At 62.2% G+C, this 23,664-nt stretch carries 19 protein-coding genes; 6 read left to right on the top strand and 13 right to left on the bottom strand.

Going from position 1 to position 23,664, the window contains the following annotated elements; translation table 11 throughout:
• The first annotated feature begins 124 nt into the window (after positions 1-124).
• Positions 125-1,117 (top strand): LLM class flavin-dependent oxidoreductase, encoded by a 993-nt coding sequence (locus tag BTW07_RS07925; protein WP_075569617.1) that lies wholly within the window; start codon positions 125-127, stop codon positions 1,115-1,117.
• A gap of 385 nt (positions 1,118-1,502) precedes the next feature.
• On the opposite strand, the gene tal is transcribed toward BTW07_RS07925, so the two are convergent.
• The 7 genes from tal to BTW07_RS07890 all read right to left on the bottom strand — a co-directional run bounded on the left by tal (position 1,503) and on the right by BTW07_RS07890 (position 10,220).
• The gene (gene tal / locus BTW07_RS07920; protein WP_075569616.1) at positions 1,503-2,459 is read right to left on the bottom strand and encodes a transaldolase; all 957 of its coding nucleotides are present in this window, start codon (positions 2,457-2,459) and stop codon (positions 1,503-1,505) included.
• A gap of 246 nt (positions 2,460-2,705) precedes the next feature.
• A complete protein-coding gene (xylB, locus tag BTW07_RS07915) occupies positions 2,706-4,193 on the bottom strand; it encodes a xylulokinase (RefSeq protein WP_075569615.1) in 1,488 nt (495 codons plus the stop codon).
• A gap of 84 nt (positions 4,194-4,277) precedes the next feature.
• Positions 4,278-5,753, bottom strand: a complete 1,476-nt coding sequence (locus BTW07_RS07910; protein ID WP_075569614.1) for a mannitol dehydrogenase family protein — start codon at positions 5,751-5,753, stop codon at positions 4,278-4,280.
• 61 nt (positions 5,754-5,814) lie between these two features.
• Complete coding sequence (locus BTW07_RS07905) at positions 5,815-6,948, bottom strand: ABC transporter ATP-binding protein (protein WP_075569613.1); 1,134 nt, start codon at positions 6,946-6,948, stop codon at positions 5,815-5,817.
• 45 nt (positions 6,949-6,993) lie between these two features.
• A complete protein-coding gene (locus BTW07_RS07900) occupies positions 6,994-7,818 on the bottom strand; it encodes a carbohydrate ABC transporter permease (protein ID WP_075569612.1) in 825 nt (274 codons plus the stop codon).
• Positions 7,815-8,750 (bottom strand): carbohydrate ABC transporter permease, encoded by a 936-nt coding sequence (locus BTW07_RS07895; protein WP_083941659.1) that lies wholly within the window; start codon positions 8,748-8,750, stop codon positions 7,815-7,817. Before BTW07_RS07895 ends, BTW07_RS07900 begins: the two co-directional genes overlap by 4 nt.
• 150 nt (positions 8,751-8,900) lie before the next feature.
• A complete protein-coding gene (locus tag BTW07_RS07890; protein WP_075569611.1) occupies positions 8,901-10,220 on the bottom strand; it encodes an ABC transporter substrate-binding protein in 1,320 nt (439 codons plus the stop codon).
• Between the two features lie 482 nt (positions 10,221-10,702).
• Here BTW07_RS07890 and BTW07_RS07885 point away from each other — a divergent pair, with 482 nt between their 5' ends.
• Positions 10,703-11,692, top strand: a complete 990-nt coding sequence (locus tag BTW07_RS07885; protein WP_075569610.1) for a LacI family DNA-binding transcriptional regulator — start codon at positions 10,703-10,705, stop codon at positions 11,690-11,692.
• A 29-nt stretch (positions 11,693-11,721) separates the two neighbouring features.
• On the opposite strand, the gene BTW07_RS07880 is transcribed toward BTW07_RS07885, so the two are convergent.
• The 3 genes from BTW07_RS07880 to BTW07_RS07870 all read right to left on the bottom strand — a co-directional run bounded on the left by BTW07_RS07880 (position 11,722) and on the right by BTW07_RS07870 (position 14,315).
• On the bottom strand, positions 11,722-13,185 hold the full coding sequence (locus BTW07_RS07880) for a sensor histidine kinase (RefSeq protein ID WP_244158331.1): 1,464 nt from the start codon (positions 13,183-13,185) through the stop codon (positions 11,722-11,724).
• Positions 13,186-13,196: 11 nt separating this feature from the next.
• On the bottom strand, positions 13,197-13,868 hold the full coding sequence (locus tag BTW07_RS07875) for a response regulator (protein ID WP_075569609.1): 672 nt from the start codon (positions 13,866-13,868) through the stop codon (positions 13,197-13,199).
• A gap of 108 nt (positions 13,869-13,976) precedes the next feature.
• Positions 13,977-14,315, bottom strand: a complete 339-nt coding sequence (locus tag BTW07_RS07870) for a PepSY domain-containing protein (RefSeq protein WP_075569608.1) — start codon at positions 14,313-14,315, stop codon at positions 13,977-13,979.
• A gap of 209 nt (positions 14,316-14,524) precedes the next feature.
• Here BTW07_RS07870 and BTW07_RS07865 point away from each other — a divergent pair, with 209 nt between their 5' ends.
• The 4 genes from BTW07_RS07865 to BTW07_RS07850 all read left to right on the top strand — a co-directional run bounded on the left by BTW07_RS07865 (position 14,525) and on the right by BTW07_RS07850 (position 18,744).
• Positions 14,525-15,028 (top strand): hypothetical protein, encoded by a 504-nt coding sequence (locus BTW07_RS07865; RefSeq protein ID WP_075569607.1) that lies wholly within the window; start codon positions 14,525-14,527, stop codon positions 15,026-15,028.
• Entirely contained in the window at positions 15,025-15,393 is a 369-nt protein-coding gene (locus BTW07_RS07860; RefSeq protein WP_075569606.1) for a hypothetical protein, read from the top strand. Before BTW07_RS07865 ends, BTW07_RS07860 begins: the two co-directional genes overlap by 4 nt.
• Positions 15,394-15,677: 284 nt before the next feature.
• Positions 15,678-16,985: a nitrate regulatory protein gene (locus BTW07_RS07855; RefSeq protein WP_075569605.1), complete on the top strand. Its 1,308-nt coding sequence runs from the start codon at positions 15,678-15,680 to the stop codon at positions 16,983-16,985.
• 406 nt (positions 16,986-17,391) lie between these two features.
• Complete coding sequence (locus tag BTW07_RS07850; protein WP_075569604.1) at positions 17,392-18,744, top strand: NarK family nitrate/nitrite MFS transporter; 1,353 nt, start codon at positions 17,392-17,394, stop codon at positions 18,742-18,744.
• Positions 18,745-18,897: 153 nt separating this feature from the next.
• Here BTW07_RS07850 and BTW07_RS07845 read toward each other — a convergent pair whose 3' ends face one another.
• The 3 genes from BTW07_RS07845 to BTW07_RS07835 form a co-directional block, all read right to left on the bottom strand.
• On the bottom strand, positions 18,898-19,239 hold the full coding sequence (locus BTW07_RS07845; protein WP_075569603.1) for a zinc ribbon domain-containing protein YjdM: 342 nt from the start codon (positions 19,237-19,239) through the stop codon (positions 18,898-18,900).
• A gap of 65 nt (positions 19,240-19,304) precedes the next feature.
• On the bottom strand, positions 19,305-20,138 hold the full coding sequence (cobA, locus tag BTW07_RS07840) for a uroporphyrinogen-III C-methyltransferase (protein WP_083941683.1): 834 nt from the start codon (positions 20,136-20,138) through the stop codon (positions 19,305-19,307).
• A 52-nt stretch (positions 20,139-20,190) separates the two neighbouring features.
• Positions 20,191-23,040, bottom strand: a complete 2,850-nt coding sequence (locus BTW07_RS07835) for a molybdopterin-dependent oxidoreductase (RefSeq protein WP_083941653.1) — start codon at positions 23,038-23,040, stop codon at positions 20,191-20,193.
• Positions 23,041-23,664 lie beyond the last annotated feature (624 nt).

Below are 23,664 nucleotides of genomic sequence, written 5' to 3'. Positions count from 1 at the left end.
AGCAACCCGGAGGCAGCGCGGAGATCGGCGGCGGTGGAATCGGTTGCATTCGTCTCTGGCGCCCTCATGATAGGGATCATGAGGGCGCTAACGAGCGTCCACCCATTTCTTGACGAGAACGCTCATGTCACGACTTGCCGATATTCCTCTCTCGGTGCTGGACCTGGCACCGATCACGCGCGACGGTACCGCGGCGGAGACCTTCCGTCACAGCGTCGACCTGGCCCAACAGACCGAACGACTCGGCTACAACCGTTACTGGCTGGCCGAGCACCACAACATCGACGGGATCGCCAGCGCGGCGACCAGCGTGTTGATCGGCCATATCGCGGGCGCCACCTCGACGCTTCGCGTCGGCAGCGGCGGCATCATGTTGCCCAACCATCCGCCGCTGGCGATCGCCGAACAGTTCGGCACGCTGGCCACGCTCTACCCGGATCGGATCGATCTCGGCCTGGGCCGTGCGCCGGGGTCCGACGGGATCACCATGCAGGCGATGCGTCGCGACCCGCGCGCCGGCGTCAACGATTTCCCCGATCGCCTCGATGAACTGCGCCGTTACCTGGGCGACAGCGTGCCCGGCCAGCGCGTGCGCGCGATTCCCGGTGAAGGCACCCACGTGCCCATCTGGCTGCTTGGCTCCAGTGGCTACAGTGCCCAACTCGCTGCCAGACTCGGCCTTCCGTTCGCGTTCGCCGGGCAGTTCGCTCCCGGCTACATGATCGAGGCACTGCACCTCTATCGCGAGGGTTTCCAGCCGGGAGTGCTCGACAATCCCCACGCCATGATCGGGATTCCACTGGTCGCTGCCGACACCGACGAGCGCGCCCGCTTTCTCGCCACCACGCAGCAGCAGAAATTTCTCAATCTGATTCGCGGCAAAAGTACGCGCACCCTGCCACCGGTGGAAAACCTCGACTGGTCGCCACAGGAGCAGGCCATGGTCTCTCAGAATCTGGGGGCCGCCGTGGTCGGCGGGCCGGAGAGCGTGCGGCAGCAACTGGAGAACCTGCTCGAACAGACCGGCGCCGACGAGATCATGGTCAACACCGACTGTTTTGATCACGCCGAACGGGTGAAGTCCTACGAGATTCTGGCGGACGTATGGAAGGCCTGATTGCTGAACAGTCGTAGATCTAGAGGCTAGAATTTGCCTCCCGGCGTCTCCAAGACCGCGCGGGATGAGAAGCGCCAAGCCGGGTCGCGCGACAGGGATGTCGCGCGAGGCGCGCCAGGACAAGGATGTCCGTGCGCGCCGACCCTAAGCGCAGGCGCATTCTCATACCGGGATTCGCGGTCTTGCGACGCCAAAAGAGGGGGAGCGGCGAGGGGGCGAGCGTTAAGCCCCCTCGTCAATCAACGGTGAGGATCGCTAATGCACGATCAGTGACAGGCTCTCCGCCAGCGAATCAGACGAATCCTAACTACCCACGAAAAAACACCCGGCATATGGCCGGGTGTTTTCATTTCGAGACAGCGATGAGAAGTCAGCCCAAGGGCTATCAACCCAAACGCTTGGCCAGCAAGCCTTCCAGCTTCTTCTGGTCGGCGGCGAAGGTGCGGATACCCTCGGCCAGCTTCTCGGTCGCCATGGCGTCCTCGTTGTGCTCCCAGCGGAACTGCGCTTCTCCGATCGGATCGAGACGCTCGGTGCCGCTACCCTCGTCGGTGATCTTGCGTGTCACTTCCCCTTCCGCGGAGGAGAGCTCTTCGAGCAGCGCCGGCGAAATGGTCAGGCGATTACAGCCGGCCAGCGCCAGAATCTGATCGGTGTTGCGGAAGCTGGCGCCCATGACCACTGTCTTGTAGCCGTACTGGCTGGCGTAGTCGCACACGCCGCGGACGAACTTGACGCCCGGGTCCTCGTCTGGCGCGTAGGATTCGGTGCCGGTGGATTTCTTGTACCAATCGGTGACGCGGCCGACGAAGGGTGAGATCAGATAGACGCCGGCTTCGAAACAGGCACGCGCCTGGGCATCGGAAAAGAGCAGCGTCAGGTTGCACTTGATGCCTTCCTTCTCGAGCCTTTCGGCAGCGCGAATGCCTTCCCAGGTGGAAGCGAGCTTGATCAGCACGCGGTCCTTGGAGACGCCCTGTTTCTCGTAAAGCTTGATCAGATGATGGGCCTTCTCGAAGCTGGCTTCCTCGTCGAAGGAGAGCTTGGCGGCCACTTCGGTGGAGACACGGCCAGGAATGATCTTGGTGATCTCGGTGCCGATCGCCACGCAGAGACGATCGACCGCATCCTCGACACGGGCGTCGGCATCGGACACTTCCGACTTCACCGCGGCCAGCGTCTCGTCGATCAGCGCCTGATAACCTTCGAGATCGAAGGCCTTGAGAATCAGAGACGGATTGGTGGTCGCGTCGTGCGGCTGATAGCGGCGGATGGCATCCAGATCACCGGTGTCGGCAACCACCATGGAAAGCTGTTTGAGAGAGTCGAGTTGCTGCGTCATGAGTCACTCCATCGTCGTAGCGTGTGATTGCATCCCTTCGCAATCCTGATTCTAAAAGCATAACACCGATGCGTGACGGTCGCCGTGACCCACATCGAGTTTCGAGTTGGACGGTGCCAGGCTCGTTCACGGTTGCACGGGAGATCGGGCGAGCAAAGACCGGCAAGAAAGTCACCGCACGTCCCCTCTATGAGGGAGCCCCGCGGTGATTTCAACGTCGCCGGGGCGATACTTCCAGCAAGAGTCTCAGGCGATACCGTGCTCGCGGCTCAGCGCCTCCCGGTAACGTCGGTAGATACCGTGATAGCGGGCGACGGTTTCCGGTTGAGGGCGAGTCAGCGTGGATTCGTCCAGGCGCACCCAGTGCTGGCAGAGATCGTCCAGCGCCACTCTGGACTCGCGATCATCGCACCAGCGGGCCTGGATCGCGCCGCCGAACGCCGCCGCCTCGGTAACCTTCGGGCAGACGACTTCAATATCGAGAACGTCGGCGACGATCTGACGCCAGATCGGGCTCTTCGCGCCGCCGCCGACCAGGCGGATCTGGGTTGCCTGGCTGGCCAGCGGCCCGAGCAGTTCCAGGCCGTAGCGCAGCCCGAACGTCGCGCTTTCGACAGCGGCACGACACAGGTTCTCCGGGGTGGTGTTGAAGCTGGTCATGCCGCTCATGCTCGCCTGCGCCTGCGGCAGTGCCGGCACCCGTTCGCCGCTGAAGAACGGCAACAGCGTAATGCCACCGGCGCCCGGTTCGGCCTTGGCCACGGCACGATTGAAACCGTCGATATCGAGCCCGACCAGCTCTCGCAGCGTGGTCGTCGCCGAGGTCACGTTCATAGTGCAGATCAGCGGTAGCCAGCCATCATGGCTGGCGCAGAAGTTCGCCACCATGGCGTTGTCCGGCACCACCGGATCGGAAGAGTGAACGGCGATGGTGCCGGAGGTCCCCAGACTGATCGTGACCCGGCCCGGCGCGATGTTGCCGGTGCCAATGGCGCCCATCATGTTGTCGCCACCACCGCTGGAGACGAGCACGTCATCGCTGAGCCCCAGCTCGCGCGCCAGCTCCGGGCGCACCTTCCCCACTACCTCGCGGGAATCGATCAGTCTCGGCAGCACGAGGTCGGCGTCGAGCTCCGGCGCGATGATCGAGAAAACGTCGCGGCGCCAGGTTCGCGTGCGTGTATCGAAGTAGCCGGTACCCGAAGCATCGCCCGGTTCGGCCACCCGCTCACCCGTCAGCCAGAAATTGAGATAGTCGTGCGGCAGCAGCAGCGTGGCGATCCGCCGATAGGCGTCAGGATGCGTTTCCCGCAGCCAGGCGATCTTGGAGGCGGTGTAGCCGGTCTGCAGCACCAGCCCGAGCTTGTCGATGCAGCCCTGTTCGCCGCCGAGCTGCTCGATCAGCCGCGCGTTCCACTCGGCAGTCTCGGTGTCGTTCCAGAGCTTGGCCGGGTGCACCGGCACGCCATCGCCGTCCAGCGCCACCATGCCATGCTGCTGGCCGGAAATACCGATCGCCCGGATAGCATCCGCCTTCACGCCGGCATCGCCCAGAGCCTCGTCGAGCGCGCCGCGAAATGCCTCGGTCCACTCTTCGACCCGCTGCTCCCGCCGGCCGTGGTCGCCCTGCTCCAGCTGGTGGGGACGAGAAGCCTCACCTACGATGCGACCGTCGTCACCATCGACCACCACGACCTTGGTGCTCTGCGTGCCACAATCCACGCCGATATACATCGTATCCATCCCTTGATCAGTTCCGATTCCGTACCGCGTTGAAGGCCGGCGCGAACGCCGACCTTACGCCGCCAGCCACTGGGGTCAACCGGCGACGAGATGCTCGACGCAGCCACGCGCGCCGTCGCGGTAGAGCCGCTCCAAGGCATCGAGATAGGCCGCACGAAAACGCTCGTCGTCGGCCAGATCGCCGAACAGCTGACGATTCTCGATGAAGGCAGTCGGCTCGTCGCGATTGCGCTTGGCAATCGCCATCAATTCGTCCTTGAGCCGGTCGACGACGGTGATCGGCTCGCCCCGCTCGTCGACACCTTCGGCATAGCGTGCCCAGCTGGCCACGACCGCCGCGCTGCGATGCATCTCTCCACCCTGCGCCAGCTGCTCCCGGATCACCGGCAGCAACCACTTGGGAATGCGGTCCGAGCTTTCGGCGCACAGCCGCGCCAGGGTGTCCTTGATCTCCGGATTGGCAAAGCGCGCGATCAGGGTACGTTTGTAGTCGTCGAGATCGACCCCTGGCACCGGCCGCAGGGTGGGCGTGCCCTCCCGGTTCATGTAGTCGAGCAGGAAGTCGACGAACAGCGGGTCCTGGCACACCTCGTGGGCGTAGCGATAGCCGGCCAGATAGCCGAAATAGGTCAACGCCTGGTGACTGGCATTGAGCAGGCGCAGCTTCATCAGCTCGTAAGGCATCACGTCTTCGACCAGTGGCACGCCAACCTGATCGAAGACCGGCCGACCGCTGTTGAAATGGTCTTCCAGCACCCACTGCGTGAAGGGCTCGCACACCACGGGCCAGCGGTCTTCGATACCGAAGCGCTGATGAATCTCTTCGATATCCGCCTCGGTCGTCACCGGTGTAATACGATCGACCATCGAATTGGGAAAGTGGACATTGGCATCGATCCAGTCGCCCAGCTCCGCGTCCCGCGCCCGGGCATAGGCCACGAACATCTTGTGAGCGACTTCGCCGTTACCCTGGATATTGTCGCAAGACATTACCGTGAACGGCTCGATGCCGCGCTCCCGCCGTCGGGCCAGCGCCTCGGCGACGATGCCGAACGTCGTCTTCGGGGTCCGGGGTGAGGCGAGATCGTGCTGCACGTCCGCGTTGCCGAGGTCGAATTCGCCGGTCACGTGGTGGAAGTTGTAGCCCCCCTCGGTCACCGTCAGCGAGACGATACGAATCTCGGGGTCCGCCAGCAGCTCGAGGGTGCCCTCGATATCATCCGGCGCGTAACGGTAGTCGATGATCGAACCGATGACCCGCGCCTGGTACTCGCCGTCCGGATGCTTGACCACCAAGGTATACAGGTGATCCTGGGCCGAGAGCGCGGCCTGCATGCGCCGATCGCCAGGCATCACGCCGACGCCGACGATGCCCCAGTCCAGCGCCTCGCCCCGATTCATGAGATCGTCGAGATACATCGCCTGATGAGCGCGATGAAACCCCCCGACGCCGAAATGCACGATGCCCGGCGTAACCCGGCTACGATCGTAGGACGGCTTGGCGACGGAACCGTCAAGTGGGTCGAGGGCCGCCGAATTCAACGATGCCATAGGGTTTCTCCTGAAAAAGTCACTGCCCCGAAAAAGGTTCTGGGCGCCGCGTGAGGCCCGATCACGCTTCGACGGCTGTCGAAGGCTGCGACGCGGACTCGCGGCCAATGGCCAGTTCACTGTCGGTGTCGAACAGGTGCAACTTGTCACTGTCGCAGGCCAGTGTCAGTGTGTCGTCGATCTCGACCTTCCGGTGGCCGGGCAGCTGCGCGGAAACGAAGTGCTCGCCCACGCTCAATTGCACCATGGTTACCGCCCCCAGCGTCTCGACTACCTCCACCTTGCCTTCGATACGATTGGTATCCGTCGCATCGCCCAGGCGAAGGTGTTCCGGACGAATGCCGACCCAGACGTCCGCCGCCCCACGTGAGGCCATCGAGCTCCGATGGGCGTCGTCCAGCGCAAGCCGATAGCCGTCGCCACTGACGACTCCTTCGGCATGCTTGGCACGCAGAAAGTTCATCGACGGGTTGCCGATGAAACCGGCGACGAAACGATTGGCCGGGAATTCATAGAGATTGATCGGGGTATCGATCTGTTGAATCCTGCCGTCCTTCATCACCACGATGCGCTCGCCCATGGTCATGGCTTCGACCTGGTCGTGGGTCACGTAGAACGTGGTCACCTTGAGACGCTTGTGCAGCTTGACGATCTCCGCACGCATATCGACGCGCAGCTTGGCATCCAGATTGGAGAGTGGCTCGTCCATCAGGAAAACCTGCGGATCGCGCACGATCGCCCGACCCAGCGCGACGCGTTGACGCTGACCGCCGGAAAGCTCGCGCGGCTTGCGATCCAGCAGAGGCTCAATTCCCAGTGTCTGTGCCGCTTCCTCGATCTTGGCCTTGATCTCTGCCGCGGGGCGTTTTTTCAGCTTCAGGCTGAACCCCATGTTGTCCGCCACGCTCATGTGCGGATAGAGCGCGTAGCTCTGGAACACCATGGCGATGTCACGCTCCTTGGGCGGCACCTGACTGACATCTCTGCCGCCGATCAGGATTTCGCCTTCGGTGTTGCGCTCCAGCCCGGCGATCATGCGCATGGTGGTCGACTTGCCGCAACCCGAAGGCCCCACCAGCACCACGAATTCACCGTCGCGCGTGACCAGATTGAAGTTGTCGACGGCGTTGCTGCCGCTCGATCCCTGCTGTGATGCATAGCGTTTGGCGACGTTCTTGAGTTCGACGATGGCCATGTCGTTAACCCTCTCGATAAAATTCGGTACCAGCGCGATCGCCGGTCATTTGACGGCGCCGAAGGTCAGTCCCCTGACCATCTGGCGTTGCGTGAACCAGCCGAGCACGATGATTGGCGCGATGGCCAGCACCGAAGCTGCGGACATCTTGGCCCAGAACAGCCCTTCGGCGCTCTTGAACGATGCGATGTAGACCGCCAGTGTCGCCGCGCTATGGTCAGTCATGGTGATGCTCCAGAACGACTCGTTCCATGCCAGGATCAGCGCCAGCAGTCCGGTCGAGGCCAACCCCGGCAGCGCCAGCGGCAGCACCACCTTGAACAGCGTCTGCATGATGCTGGCGCCGTCGATGTCGGCCGCTTCGACGATATCCTTGGGGATGTCGCGGAAATAGGAGTAGACCATCCACACGATGATCGGCAGGTTCATCGCCGTGAACAGAAGCGTCAGTCCCAGCGCGTTATCCAGCAGTCCGACCGCGCTGTAGACCAGGTAGATCGGAATCAGGACGCCGACCGCCGGGATGAACTTGGTCGAGACCATCCATACCAGCAGGAAGTCGGTGCGCTTGTTGGGATAGAAAGCCATCGCATACGCCGCCGGCACTGCCAGTGCCAGGCCGATGACTGTCGAGGCGACGGCAGTCAACACGGAGTTCCAGGCGTAGTGCCAGTAACCGCTGCCCTGCGCCAGTGCGGTCTTGAAACTCTCCAACGTCGGCGAGAAAAAGAAGTTGGGCACTACCGTGAAGGCCTGCTGCTCGGTCTTGAACGCGGTCAGCAGCAGCCACAGGATCGGGAAGAAGATCAGTAGCGCCACGATCCAAGCGAGCACGCCCATGACACCGTTGGTGAAACGAGATGAATTCATCGTGCGGCTCCCGCGTTGAGGTTTCCGGCAATGAAGCGAATCAGCATGATGGCGAAGATGTTCGCCAGGATCACTGCACCGATGGCCGCCGCCGAGGCGATGCCGATATCGGTCTGCTGGAACACGGTCTGGAAGATGTAGTAAGGCAGGTTGGTGGTGGCGGTACCGGGCCCACCACTGGTGGTGGTGTAGATCTCGGCGAACGAGGTCAGGAAGAAGATGCTTTCCAGCATCACCACGACATACAGCACCTGCCCCAGATGCGGAATCACGATATGGCGAAACTCCTGCCAGGCGCTGGCACCATCGAGCCTGGCCGCCTCGATCTGATCTTCCGGCAGCGACTGCAGACCGGTCAGCAGCACCAGTAGCGCGAACGGTGTCCATTCCCAGGTGATCATGATGATCACCGACAGCATCGGATAGTGGGCGAGCCAGTCGACCGGCTCCAACCCCAGTTGCCGCGCCACCCAGGCGAACAGACCGTAGACCGGATGAAACAGCATGTTCTTCCAGATCAGGCCGGTCACCACCGGCATCACGAAGAACGGCGCGACCGCCAGCGTGCGAGCCACGCCACGGCCGACGAAGGTCCGGTTGAACAACAGCGCCAGCATCAACCCGAGACTCACCGTGATGACCAGACTGGCCCCGACGATGATCAGCGTGTTGGCCAGCGACTTCCAGAAAGTGGGGTCGCTCAACAGGATCGCGAAATTGTTCAACCCCGCAAAGCCGTTGTACATCGGCATGACGAGGTTGTACTGCTGAAACGAGTAGTAGATGGTCATGGCCAGCGGCACGAGCATCCAGATCAGCAGGAAGATGACCGCCGGTGCCATCAGCAGTCGCGTGGTACGGGCGAACGAGCGCGCACCGGTTACCTCGGCGGATGGCGCGGTGGCCGAAGAGGTTCGAGAAATGGCTTTCATGCGTGAGTCCCGTAGCTTTGGATTGCATGACGCAATCGCTGGTCCGAGCAGACAGCTCCAGCTTGAATCGCGCCGGCTGACACAGCGTCGGCTGACACAGCGACACCGCCGATCGTCACAACCGATCGGCGGTGTCTACAGGCGCATCGCTTACTGCGGTTTGCCGGTCTGCTGCATGATACGGTCGGTGAAGGTCTGCCCCTGCTGGAGCGCTTCGTCGACACTGGTATCCCCGGAAAGCATCGCCGCCATCAGCTGACCGACACGGGTACCGATCGCCTGGAACTGCGGGATGGTGACGAACTGCACGCCGGTGTAAGGCACTTCCTGCGCGCTGGGATCGTTCGGGCTGGCGCTCTTGATTGCCGTCTCGACCAGCGGCGCGAACGGCGCGGCCTTGACATAATCTTCGCTGGAATAGGTCGACTGACGCGTTCCCGGGGGGACTGCCAGCCAGCCTTTGTCGTCAGCCACAGCCTGGATGTAGTCCTTGGACGTCGCCCAGTCCACGAACGTCTTGGCGGCTTCCTGGTGCTTGGAGGACTGCGGCACGGCCAGCGCCCAGGTGAACAGCCAGTTGGATCCCTTCTCGGTCGTCTCGTAGGGCGCCTGAGCGAAGCCGACCTTGTCCGCGATCTTTGAGGTTTCCGGATCGCTGAGATAGCTGGCCGCAACGGTGGAATCCACCCACATCCCGCACTGGCCATTGGCGAACAGCGTCTCGGACTCGGTGAAGCCGTTGGATGTCACGCCCGGAGGGCCATAGTTGTTGAGCAGATCGACATAGGCATTGGCCGCATTCTTCCACTCTTCACTCGTCAACTGTGGCTCCCAGTCCATATCGAACCAGCGCCCGCCGTAACTGTTGACCATGGTGCCGAACAGCGCCATGTTCTGCCCCCAGCCCGGCAACCCGCGCAGGCAGATTCCGTAGACGCCATCCGACGACGACTGGATCTTGGCAGCGAAATCCTTGATCTGGCTCCAGGTGGGCTTGTCCGGCATCTCGATACCGGCCTTCTCGAACAGATCCTTGCGATAGTACGTCACCGAGGATTCGGCGTAGAACGGCAACGCGTAGAGCGTGCCATCCACCGACAAGCCGTCCTTGACCGGCTTGAGAAGATCGTCGACATCATAGCTGTCGGGCAGATTCTCCATTGGCGTCAGCCAGTCGTTCTGCGCCCAGATCGGCGTCTCGTAGTTGCTGACGGTGACCACGTCGTACTGGCCGGCACCGCTGGCGATATCGGTGGTGACCTTCTGACGCAGTTCGTTTTCCGGCAGCGTCACCCAGTTGACCTTGATATCCGGGTGCGACTCGTTGAAGGCCGACATCATGCTCTGCATCGTCACCATGTCGGGATTGTTCACGGTGGCAACGGTGATCTCAGTGCTCTGCGCCATGGCAGCGGAACAGACACCCAGGCCCGCGATTCCGATGCCTGAAACAAACAAGGCAAGTCTCATCTGGAACTCCTCTCGTAGCGCTCGTTATTGCTCTATTTTCGACGGCTATCGTTTTCGACTGGTGTCACGCCGAGTATCGAATGATCCCGCGGATACGGTCGGGCCTGATCTCTAGCCAGGCTGGCGTTTTGATGAAGACGAGGATCAACCGTGCGCTTTGTGCAACACCTGTTTCAACGCCCATGACATCAGGATCAAATCATAGCGTTAACACTGAAGGAATCAAGCGATTCGTTTTTTATAAAAATCATTAAAAACAATGAGATAAAAAATGTTAGACCAATGTTTAATGATCTATCTAGACCTAAGTGGTAGAGAAAATAGCGCCCTGCAGAGGCAATATCGATGATATAAAATGATACAAAATGATATCTTCTGTCCATGATAAAATGTCGGTTGGCGCAATGACGCTGCTGTGCCAGAGCACCAGCCATTAGCCCTAAGCTCATGAAACCACGGGTGTTGTCAGGGAGATGAGGTCGATGCCTCGAACTACGCTCGAAGATGTTGCCCGCCAGGCCGGCGTCAGCAAGATTACCGTTTCGCGAACGTTTTCCTCGCCGGAAAAGGTCCACGCCGAAACACGTGATCAGATATTGCGCATCGCTCGGGAACTCAATTACGTGTCGCCGTCGCAGATATCCCAGCGCGAGACCGCCGTCACGCGCACGCTGGGCATCGTCAACCCCAACATGAGCAACCCCTTCTTCGGCCGCATGACCCGGGAGATAACGCTTGCCGCAAGAGCGCGCGGCTATACGGTGCTGGTGTTCGACTCCTACGAGTCGGAAACGCTGGAAGCGGAAGCCATCGGCAAGCTGATCGAGTTCTCCGTCGATGCCGTGATTCTCTCGGTCATCTCGTCGGACATCGATTATCACCCGGCCTATCTGGATCGCCTCCAGGCGGCGGGGATTCCGGTCGTGCTGGTCGATCGTGAACTGAAGGCAGCGCACTACGGCGGGGTCTACATCGACAACCTCGACTGTGGCTATCAGGCGGGTCGCTACTGTCTGGAGCAAGGTCTCGAGCAGCTGCTGGCCGTCTCCGGGCCTGCCGACTCGATGGTGTCGATCGGGCGCATGTCGGGGCTGCGCGAAGCGATCGGCAGCCGCAGCATCGCACTCGACGTGGTGTACAGCGATTTCACCTTCGAGCCCGCCTACCACGCACTGCGGCAATATCTGCTCGATCATCCCTGGCCCCAGGGCATCATCGGCGCCAACAACCAGATCACCATGGCAGTGCTCAAACTCTGCCACGAGCAGGGCGTCGTGCCGCAGAGAGACGTTCAGCTGTTCAGCATCGACGACATCGAGCACAGCGACGTGTTCGGGCTGCACATTCCCTGTATCCATCACAATTTGCCGGAGATTGCCCAGCAGGCGCTGCAGCTGGCGCTGGCGGCGATTCAATCACCGGAGCAGCGCGGCTTCCGCACCGTGGTCCGAGGTCAACTCCGCACGCGTTGACCCGCAAACAAGCAAAGACGCCCTCGCGATCAGTCGGATACCGGAGGCTGACCGGCGGCCTCGCCAGCCTGCGCGGAAACCGGCGAGGCCGGCAGCCACACATCTGCCGCCAACCCGCCCAGCGCAGCACGCTCCAGACGCAACGTGCCGCCATACAGCACCATCAGATCCTCGACGATCGCCAGCCCCAGCCCGGAACCGCCGGAGCCGCCCGGGCCAGGACCCGAGCCGCGGGCATCCAGCCGCACGCCCCGCGCCAGCGCCGACTCGCTTTGGGCACGAGTCATTCCCGGCCCGTCATCCTCGATTCGCAGACGCACGCCCTGCGGCACTCGAGAGACCCGGAACAGGACGCGGCCGCTGGCCCAGCGCAGCGCGTTTTCCAGCAGATTGCCCGTGAGCTCCTGAATGTCCTGCGGATCGATGCGAGCCGCCGCTTTCGGATCGATATCGGCGTCGAACTGTATGCCGCGGCGTTCGGCCAAGCGGGCCAGCCCCTGAACGACGGGGGCGATCGCGTCGCCAATCGAGACCCGCCCCGAGAATGCCACGCCCCCCGCGGCCGACGCCCGCGCCAGATGGTGACGAACCGCATCGTCGATGCGGATCAGTTCGGTATTGATGGGCTGGCGCTGCGCTTCGGGAAAGCGTTCAGATAGGGTCTTGAGCACGCTGACCGGCGTCTTCAGCGCATGCGCCAGATTGCCGGCGGCCGCACGACCACGCTCGATCAACCGCCGATCACGCTCGAGCACGCCGTTCATGGCCAGCGCCAGCTCCTTGAGTTCCACCGGCAACTGCGTATCCAGACGTTCGATCTCGCCCTCCTCCACCGCTCGCAGGTTGGCGGACATCCGTCTCAGAGGCGCCAGCCCCCAGCGCATCTGCAGCGCAAGCCCCGCCAGCAGCAGCACGCCGAAACTGGCCAGCGACAATATCAGCAGGCGCTCGAAACGCTCGACCTCGTGGTTGAGCTCGGTGGTCGATCCGGCCAGCGCCACATGAATCGCCGCGTTCTGCCCCGGCAGGCGCAAGTCACGTTCGATCATTCGGAGATCGTCGTTGCGAGGGCCGTCGACCTCGAAGACGTTGATACCGCTCCGATGATCGGGAATCGGCAGGCGCTGATCCCACAGCGAGCGAGAGGTCAGAGTGAGATCGCCACCGTCGGTTACCTGCCAGTACCAGCCGGAATAGACACGATCGAAGCGGGCATCGCCCAGCGAGCGATTCAATTGCAGATGCTGGCCGACATTGTCGACCTGCATACCGGCCAGCAGCGCATTGAGCAGGGACTCGAGGCGGCTGTCGAAAGAGGCGGTGGCGGATTGCCGGAAGTTGTAGCTCAACCCGACACCCGCCAGGGGCAGCAGCACGATGACCAGTACCAGCGAGGCGACCAGCAGACGCGCGCCCAGCGGCGCCCGTCGCAGCCGCTCAGCGATGCGTGTGGTCCAGCGTGGTCGCCAGCGTTTCCAATCGTCGATTTTCAAGAAATGGCCTTTCAAATCGCGGCTTCGAGATCCACCAGGCGATAACCCTGGCCCCGCAGCGTTTCGATCCTGGCCCGGCCGAACTTGCGCCGCAGGCGACTGATCTGAACGTCGATGACATTGGAGTCGGGCTCATGATCGCGGTTGTAGACGTGCTCGACCAGTTCGGCCCGACTGACGATCCGCGGCGAGGCGTGCATCAGATACGAGAGCAGCCGGGATTCCTGAGCGGTCAGAGTGATGGGCCGTCCGGCCAGCGAGACACTGCCCGAATGGGTATCCAGGGTCAGCTCGCCGACCCGGATCACCGGGTGGGCGTGGCCGTGACTCCGCCGGACCAGTGCTCGCAGGCGAAACAGCACTTCGGCCGTCTCGAACGGCTTGACGACGTAATCGTCGGCCCCGGCGGAAAAACCGGCAGCCTTGTCGGACCAGCGCTCTCGTGCCGTCAACACCAGCACCGGCAGATCGATCGCATCCTCGCGCCACTGGGAAAGCCAGCGCGTGCCATCGCCATCGGGCAGCCCCAGATCGAGAATGATCGCGTCGTAGCGCTCGGTGCGCACCAGATAATCGGCTTCCCGGCCAGTGGTCGTCGTCTCGATCAGTAACCCGGCCTCTGCCAACGCCTCGGCCAGCGCTCTGGCCAGGGCCGCATCGTCTTCGACCAACAGTACCTTCATTCCCGACTCCGTGATTCAAGGCGTCGCTGGCGTCGTCGCCCAGCGATGAGCCACGTCCAGCATCACTCGTATTCAACGTCACCGATGCCAACGCCGCTGAAAAAACACTCACGGCGACTTCTTCATCGCCTCGATGTTGACCCCTTCGACGCTCAGAAGCTCACCATTGGTGGCGTCGAACTCGAATTCGACGACCTGCCCTCGCGGGCCGATCATCTCTACCTCATATTCGATCCTGCCATCCTCCTGCTCCAGCTCGACCTCGAGAATCTGGCCCTCGTAGCGAGCTTCCAGCCAATCCATGATCGCACCGATGCCGACCAGATGTCCTTCCTTGACCTCCTTGTGGAGGTCACGCCAATTGTCGCCGTCGGCACTGACCGGCACCAGGGCGCCGCTCATCAACAGCGGTAAGACCAGCAGCAGTAGCGAGTTGCGAATTTTCATGCAGGCAGTGTGCCGCAATGGCGATGAATCCGACATGAATACGTGAGACGGCGCCGCACGCACCTGAACTCGAAGCCGCGCGATGAACCCCGGATGAACGCCGCTGTCAGTTCGGGGCAAGGTGATCGCGAGTATAACGATGGCTATCGGCGCATTTCGGCTTCTATCGCGACGCATGTCTGTCGACATCGAACATCAGGAGATTTGCCATGAAAACTCACCTATGGATGCTTCCCGCCGTGGCGCTGGGCAGCAGCATGAGCGCAGGAGCACTGGCCAGCGACGCGACGCTATCCTACGGTCAGTTGAAGACACTGCTCGACAGCGCCGAGCGCTACGGCTTCAATCGTTATGAAAAACTGGATGTCGACAGCGAAGACAACCGGTTCGAGATCGAGGGATGGCGCGATGACGGCTGGGAGCTGGACGTTTCGATGGCGCTGGACGATGGCACCTTGATGCGCGAGAGCCAGCGCAGATCGACCACTCCGGACTGGAGCCTGACGGGCGACGAGTTGCAGCAGGCATTGGCGCTGGCCCAGAATCGCGGCATGCAACGTTTCGCCGAACTCGAGGTCGATAGTGATGGCCATATCGAGATCGAAGGCTACAACGCACAGCGGCATGAACTCGATCTCGACCTGCATCGGGACGATCTGAGTACTGACAATCTCGATGTGAGCGATCTCGGCAACCAAGGAGAAAGTGGATGACCGACAACCACCAGCACAGCGACAACGCTGCATGGCGTGCCGCGCAGCAATGGCGCGAGCGGGTCCAGCAGACTCGACCCAGTCAGCGGACGAGCGGTCTTCGCCTGCTGTTCACCTGGCTACTGTTCGGCATCATGTTGATCGTCGGCACTTTTCTCGGCCTTTTCTTTCTCGTCATCGGCTGGGCCATGCTGCCCTTCGTCCGTCACCGAATGAAAAAGCGCGCCGAGCAGTTCCGCGCCTCGCAGGCGCAGTATGCCGGCGGCACTGCCGATCACGATGGCGCCCATGCCGGAAATACCCACTCCGCCGGACGCTCCCAACGCGTGCTGGATGGTGAGTATGAGGTCAAAAACCATCGCTGAGTCAGCACTTTCGAGTCACATTTAATCCGCGTCATACCCCTGGCCTCACTCACGTTCGCGGCTCATCCTCGCCTATACGCATTCACGCTTTCCGCCATTCCAGCCGCACCCACTTCTTCCGCTACCGCGTGCGTCGATACGACGTACGCGGTAGAGTCGTTTAGACCTTGGTTGAAGATCGCTCCCTCGAACGAGCGGCAGAGCAGGTCCGACAAAGGTCACGACAAGAACAGAGACGACATCATCGCCGTCGGACACCTGGTCGTCACGTGCGGCGGAAGAGGATGCATACCGTGACTCGAAACGCTGCCGAGCGGCTGCTGTGTGCCGCCAAATCCTCCGAAATCGAGCAACTCTCGCGCTTGGCCGAGACCTGTGCGGTCGTCGGTGATATCAGCCGTTTCGTGCATGCTTTGCAGCGCGAACGCGGCTCGTCCTGTATCTACCTGGCTTCGGGAGGCGATCGCTTTGCCGGCCAACGGCAGAAGCGAATCCAGGATTGTCTCGACGCCGAGGAATCCCTGCGCCAGCGACTGGAAAACTGGACGCAACCCGAGGCGAAGCAAGACAATCGCTATGTCGCCGACGCGCGCCTGCTCCATCGGGTCGCCGCGGTCTGGCACGGGTTCGATGCCCTGCCCAGCATCCGTGACGATATCGGCGTCCAACGCGTCTCCGCCGACGACGCCATGCGCCTGTTCAATCGCTTGATCAGCAACCTGCTATCGGTGATCTTCGAGGCTGCGGATACCGCCAGCGATGCTGACGTGACCCGGGCACTGGTATGCCTGTTTCACTTCATTCAAGGCAAGGAACTCGCCGGCCAGGAGCGTGCCTGTGGTGCGTTCGGTTTTACCCTCGGCGAATTCGACGCAGCCCATCGCGATAGCATGCGACAACTGATCGATGCACAGCGGCGCTGTCTGGATACCTTCGTGGAATTTGCCAGTATCGACACGCTGACACGCTGGCAAGAGGAGTTGGAGCGCCCCGTTCATGCCGATATCCTGCGGCTACGTGAGCTGGCGTGCCAGAACGCGACCCTCCCTGCCGATCTGGAGTCGCCCGGTGAGCAGTGGTACGCGATCGCCACCTTGCGCATCGATGCCATGCAGGGCCTCGAGGAACGACTCATCGAGGAACTGCACGCGACCTGTCGGGACAAGATCGCTACCGCCAAGCGAGAAGCACGCGATTCGACCGGGCTACTGGCCAACTTGCACAGCGAACTGTGGAGCGCGACCCCGTCGCTGTTACTGGACTCTTCAGAAAATCCCGTCGCTTCCCAGCTTGAGGGGATCACTGCCAATGCCATGGATTCGCGCTTCAGCCGTTCGCTGATCGACCTGGTACAGACCCAGAGCGCACGACTGCAAAGCATCAGTGATGAACTGGAGAGCACACGCAAGACGCTGCGAGAACGCAAGCTGATCGAACGCGCCAAGGGTCTGTTGATGACCCACCAGAAACTCTCCGAAGAGCAGGCCTATCGGCTGTTGCGCAAGACCGCCATGGATCAGAGCAAACCGTTGGCAAGCGTGGCGCAAAGCGTGATCGACCTAGCCGATATGCTGAGTCGACATGACGTTTGAGCCGCTCTGGTGCGGCGTCGCGCCCTCCCGGTGCAACTTCGCAAACCCTGCACCAAGACTCCGCACCAGCGCCGCCGGGCACTCGAGATTGCGGCGTACCTGCCTCTGAAGTTCGCCACTATCCTGTTGATTCTCAGGAAAACCCCCATTCCTGGCACCCTCCCTGCTTGATCTCCAGACATCGGGTCAACGGCGGCCCGATCCGATCGTCGAAAAGACAATCGACAATCACAGGAGAGGATGGACTTCGAGCAAGACTTGGCTCGGGGAATTCATCGCTCTACGAACGGACAACGGCGTCCATCGGCTCGACATGGTTTCCATGGCGAGCGATGGGCGCCGTTTTTTTATGCCATGAACCGATGACCCGAGACGTCATCGCCTCGAACCGGAGCGACTTTCCGTCATGAACATTCGTCACAAGGCCAACAAGATACGCCTGTTCAGTTTCTCCACACCGCAGATGCGCGCCTTCCACCTGTCCTGGTTCGCCTTTCACGTCTGTTTCTTCGGCTGGTTCGGCATCGCTCCACTGATGGCCGTGGTGCGCGATGATCTGGATCTTTCCAAGACGCAGATCGGCAATACTATCATCGCTTCCGTGGCGATCACCGTCGTCGTTCGGCTGGTGATCGGACTGCTCTGCGATCGTCTCGGGCCACGCAAGACCTATACCTGGCTGCTCTGTCTGGGGTCGCTGCCGGTCATGCTGATCGGTCTGGCCGATAGCTTCGAAACTTTTCTGCTGGCTCGACTGGCAATCGGCGCGATCGGCGCCTCTTTCGTCATCACCCAATACCATTCGACCGTCATGTTCGCGCCCAACGTGGTCGGGACCGCCAACGCCACGACCGCCGGCTGGGGCAATCTCGGCGGCGGTACCACCCAGATCCTGATGCCGCTGGTGTTTTCCGGCGTGCTGATGCTGGGCGTCAGCGAAACCCTGGGCTGGCGACTGGCGATGATCGTGCCCGGAATCGTGCTGTTCCTGACCGGTCTCGCCTACTACCACTTCACCCAGGACGCCCCCGACGGCAACTTCAGCGACCTGCGTGCCCGCGGTGAACTCCCTCCGGCTACACAGGAACATGGTGCTCTGCAAAGTTTCACTGCCGCCGCCAGGGACATTCGCGTCTGGGCGCTGTTCGCGGTGTATGCCGCCTGCTTCGGTGTCGAGCTCACCATCAACAATATCGCCGCGATCTACTTCTTCGATACCTTCTCGCTGGATCTGGCCACGGCGGGACTCATCGCGGGGTTGTTCGGCTTGATGAATCTGTTCGCCCGCACCCTAGGCGGATGGTTCTCGGACCTGTTCGCGCGCAACGGTGGACTCAAGGGCCGCGTACGCTGGCTGTTCATCGCACTGTTGTGCGAGGGCATCGCGCTGACCGGCTTCGCCCAGATGCAGACCCTGGCCGTGGCGATCAGCATCATGCTGGTGTTCAGCCTGTTCGTACAGATGGCAGAGGGTGCCACTTTCGGGGTTGTGCCTTTCATCAACAAGAACGCGATGGGCGCCGTCGCGGGGATCGTCGGTGCCGGAGGCAATGCCGGTGCCGTGGCCGCCGGTTTCCTGTTTCGCTCGGAATCGTTGTCTTATCAACAGGGCCTATTCTATCTGGGCCTGACAGTCATCGCCGCCTCGCTATTTGCTCTGACGGTCAAATTCTCCTCGGAGACCGAAGCCGCCGAGACCGCCGCTTACCGTCAAGCGGATGGCGCGCGCCGCGTCGAGCAGGAGGCCGCTACCGGTTGAGCGCGTTTCCTTTTCGATGACGCCCTGTCATCACGCCCTGTCATCACGACCTTCTCCCTCGCACGTCCATGGGATCTTTACCGCCGCCTTCGGGCGGCGGCTTTTTGATGTTCTCTACGTTGGCGGATACCCCAAAGACGCGCTGGACCGGTTTCAGGCTTTCTTGACGAACTCCGATTTCAGTTTCATCGGTCCGATGCCGTCGATCTTGCAGTCGATGTCGTGGTCGCCATCCACCAGGCGAATGTTCTTGACCTTGGTGCCGACTTTCACCACCAGGGAAGACCCCTTGACCTTCAGATCCTTGATCACGGTGATGCTGTCGCCATCCACGAGCGGCGTGCCATGCGCATCGGTAACGCGCCGGTCGTCGATATCACCACTCGTGGCCTCGGACAGGGTCCACTCGTGGGCACATTCGGGGCAGACGAGAACGCCGGCGTCTTCGTAGGTGAATTCGGAACCGCACTGCGGGCAGGGAGGCAACTGACTCATGGTCATTCCTGAGGAAGGGAAAGGCGCGGAGTCTACGCGCCGTCAGCCGGCCTGCCTAGCGCCGTTCAGCGAGCGGCGGCCGTTGTCTCCCGGCCCACCAGGTCGTTGGCCATGGCCACCACACTGCCCACCATGATCAGACATGGCGAGGGCAAGGGGTTGGCGACGAGCCGTTGCGGCATGTCCGCTAGCGTACCGACCAGGGATTGCTGTTGCGGTAGCGAGGCGTTGGCAATCAGCATGATCGGCCAGTCGGACGGCAACCCGGCGCCAGTCAGACCTTGGCAGATGGTCTCGACACGACTCAACCCCATGTAGAACACCAGCGTCTCGTCACGCCGGGCCAAACCACGCCAGTCGAGAACCTGGTCTTCGCGACAGGCCTGCGCAGTGATGAAGCGAACCTGCTGGGCGTGGGCACGATCCGTCAGCGGCATCCCCATGGCCGCTACGGCACCGGACGCGGCGGTAATCCCGGGAACGATTTCCACCGGGGTCCCGGCTTCGGCGAGCGCGGCCAGCTCTTCTCCCATGCGACCGAAAATGCCCGGATCACCGCCTTTCAGTCTCACCACCCGTTTGCCGGCCTGGGCCAGGCGCACCATCAAGCTGCCTATCTCCGCCTGGGGTACGCTGTGGTGGCCGCGCGCCTTGCCGACGTAGTAGCGCTCGCAACCCCGCGGCAGCAGCGCCAGGATATCCTCGCCCACCAGCCGGTCGTAGACGATCGCCTCGGCGCTCTCGATCAGACGCGCGGCCCGCAGCGTCAGCAGATCCGCCGCCCCCGGACCGGCCCCGACCAGATAGACTTTGCCACTGTCGGTCGACAATGTACCTGAGGGCGGACGTCTGCATTCGTCGGCCAACCGCTCTCGGCCGGCCTGCCAGACGCGGGCCATCCAATGACCGACCTTGGCCGGCGTATGACTGAACGGCGTATGACGTGACGGGTTATACGCTGACATGGGCGCTCTCCTCTTCGAGCAGGGATTTCAATTCAGGGAGACAGGAGCCGCATTGGGTACCGCAGGCGAGGCTGGCGCCCAGCGCTTCGACGCTGGCATCGCCGGCACGGATCGCCTCGACGATCGAACGCTGGCCGACCTGGTGGCAGCTGCAGACGATCGCTTCCTGATCACTGGCACCGCTGGCACAACCGGCCAGGATGCGTCGGCGCGTGGCCGGGTCCAGCGACGCATTCGGCCCACGGGCGAAACAGGCATCCAGCCAGTGCAGTGCCGGCAACGTGGCCGGCGGGCCCACCATCAGCCACCAGCGCAGTCGACCCGCCTCGAGACCGCTGGCGCGCAGCCGCCCCCTGGCGCTGTCCTGGCTCCACTGTGTCGCCGGGAGCGGTAGCCGGCTCTCGGCCCAGGCCAGCCAGTCGCGATTCTCCAAGGCCGGCTCGCCGGCGAGCTGCCAGCGCAGGCTGTGAGCCATCGGAATGCGCGTCCAATATGCGCAGTCGTCGCGTGGATCCACCGTCCCGGCGAGATCGCCGGCGACGATCAATGTCGCCTCCCAGGCCGTCTCGAGCGTGTTCAGACTCACCGCGCCCTGCTTCGATTCGGGCTGACCGGAGATCGGATCGGTCATCGGCGCGATCAGCCCGCCGATCTTGGCCTGGCCGCTGAAGGCGTCGTTCCAGTGCATCGGCGCGAACAGCTCGCCACGTCGCTGGCCCTTGGCCAGTCGTGCTCGCGCCCGATACCGTCCCCCGATACCGTCGAGCTCGACCAGTTGCTGATCAACGATTCCATGGCTTTCGGCATCGGCGGGATGGATCTCGACGAACGGCTCCTGGCGATGATTCATCAGACGAGACGCGCGCCCGGTACGGGTCATGGTGTGCCATTGATCGCGGATTCGTCCGGTATTGAGCCGCAGCGGTCGCCGAGCGCTGACCTCCTGCTGCGGGGCTCGCGGACGCACTGGCAGCAATTTCGCCAGGCCGTCCGGCGTGGCGAACTGGCCATCCTCGAACAGCCGGGCGGTGCCCCTGGGTGCGCGATCGTTGACTGGCCACTGGATCGGCGCCAGCGCCTCGTAACCGGCACGATCGAGCGCCGCGAGGCCGGATATGTCGAACAACCTGGCATCTTCGCCCGGTTTGTCGGAGGGGTTCTCGAAACCCGAAAGCCGCGCATGTTCGGCGAAAATATCGGCGGGATGCGTATAGGCAAACGCCTCGCCAAAACCCAGCCCGGCCGCGACCTGGCTCAGGATCCACCAATCGTGGCGCGCTTCACCGGGCGGCCGAAGCAACCCTCGCTGGCGCGAGATCCGACGCTCGGAATTGGTCACGGTGCCATCCTTTTCCGCCCAGCTGCTGGCCGGCAGCACGATATCTGCCACTTCCAGCACCTCGGCGTTGGCCATGCAGTCTGAGACGATGACCAGCGGGCAGGCCGCCAGGATGCGCTTGATACGGTTGGCGTCGGGCATGCTGACGACCGGATTGGTCGCCATGATCCAGATTGCGCGAATCTCGCCGCGTTCGATGGCATCGAAAAGCTCGACGGCCTTGTACCCCGGCTCGTTCGGCAACGTCGGCACGAGCGAGGCCGTCTGCCAGAAACGGGTGACCCGATCGATGGCGCCCGGGGTGTGATAGTCCATGTGCGCGGCCAGCTGGTTGGCCAGCCCGCCGACTTCACGACCGCCCATCGCATTGGGCTGTCCGGTGATCGAGAACGGCCCGGCCCCCGGCAGACCGATCTTGCCCCCGGCCAGGTGGCAGTTGATGATCGCCTGACACTTGTCGGTGCCGCTGCTCGACTGGTTGATACCCTGGGAGTAGAGCGTCACCACGTGCAGATGGGTCGCGAACCAGTAGAAGAAGGTTTCCAACCGTTCAGGATCGACATCGCAGTCGCGGGCGATGGCCGCGAGGCTGTTGCCATCTTCGCAGGCAGCGCTCAGTGCGACGTCGAACCCTTGAGTATGCAGGGCCAGATAACGGTGATCGACCCGACCTTGCTCTTCCATCCACGCCAGCAGGCCATTGAACAGCCGCGCATCGCTGCCCGGCTCGAGCCCCAGGTAGAGATCGGCGATTTCGCAACTGTCGGTCACGCGCGGATCGATCACCACCACGCGCATCAATGGATTACGCGCCTTGGCCGCCTTCAGGCGCTGATAGAGTACCGGATGGTTCCAGGCCAGATTGGAACCCGCCAGTACCACCAGTTCGGCGCACTCCAGATCTTCGTAGCAGCACGGCACGGCATCCGCTCCGAAGGCGCGCTTGTAGGCGGCCACCGCCGAGGCCATGCACAGTCGGGAATTGGTATCCACATGCGGCGTACCGAGAAAGCCCTTGAACAGCTTGTTGGCGACATAATAGTCCTCGGTCAGCAGCTGGCCGGACAGATAGGCCGCCACCGCGTCTCGACCATGCTCGCGCTGCGTCGACGCCAACCGGGTGACCACGGCATTCAGCGCCGTCGTCCAATCCACCGACTTGCCGTCGACACGGGGGCGCAGCAAGCGCCCTTCGTCGCCCAGGGTCTCGTGAAGGGCGCTACCCTTGACGCAGAGCCGGCCGAAATTGGCCGGATGCGCCCGATCGCCCTCGACGCCGCTCACCCGTTCGCCGTCATGCCCGACGACGACCCCACACCCGACGCCGCAATAAGGACAGGTGGTGGTGTCCTTGAAGGGCGGACAGGTGGTGGTGTCCTTGAAGGGCGGACAGGGGGTGGTGTCCTTGAAAGGCGGACAGGGGGTGGTGTCCTTGACAGACGGACAAGTAGCCGTGTCTTCGGTAACCGAACAGCCCTTGGCCTGCTGATCTGACATGCGAACCTCCAAAACGCAAAAAGGCCTGACATCACCCAAGGTGACGTCAGGCCTCGTTGCCTGCTGGCGGCGAATCAGATGACTCGCCGGCGCGTTATCGATGTCGTTCCGGCTAGATCGATGCCGCCGTTGGCATCGATCAGGTCGATCGAGACGAGACATCTCTGATCAACTTCGTTTCATGTTCCAGAACAAGCAAGAATGGGGCCAATCTCGTCATGGTAGCCGCAGAGTAGTGTCTTGCCGCATTCGGACCAGGACGTTGTCGGCCTCGCCCCGGCGCTTCGATGGAAGGTATGGCACGCATTGGTGCAGTAGCCGTCGATTGCGCACCGATGTTGCGCAAAGACGAGAGTCAGACGTCTCTCGAAAAAACAGAAGAGAGACCTCATCACGCTGAAATGACAGTATCGAGGAAGCGTTGGCACGCTTTTCGCTTCCTCTAATCTGACGACGACCAACGGCGGTCGCGTCGATGCGAAACGATGCCTGCAACGCTATTGGCACCCGTCGCATGACAGCGAGACAGACACTGTTCGAATTTCAGGCAAAGGCGCCTGATGCCGCGAAGCCCCCGCTTCGTGTCATCAGGCGCCTTTTTCGTTGTTGGCCATCATCTGAAGG

It is taken from the genome of Salinicola socius (assembly GCF_001937195.1).
GTDB classification, from domain to species: Bacteria; Pseudomonadota; Gammaproteobacteria; order Pseudomonadales; family Halomonadaceae; genus Salinicola; species Salinicola socius.
Note: the sequence above shows the minus strand (reverse complement) of the source record. Positions and strands in the feature narration are given on the sequence as shown.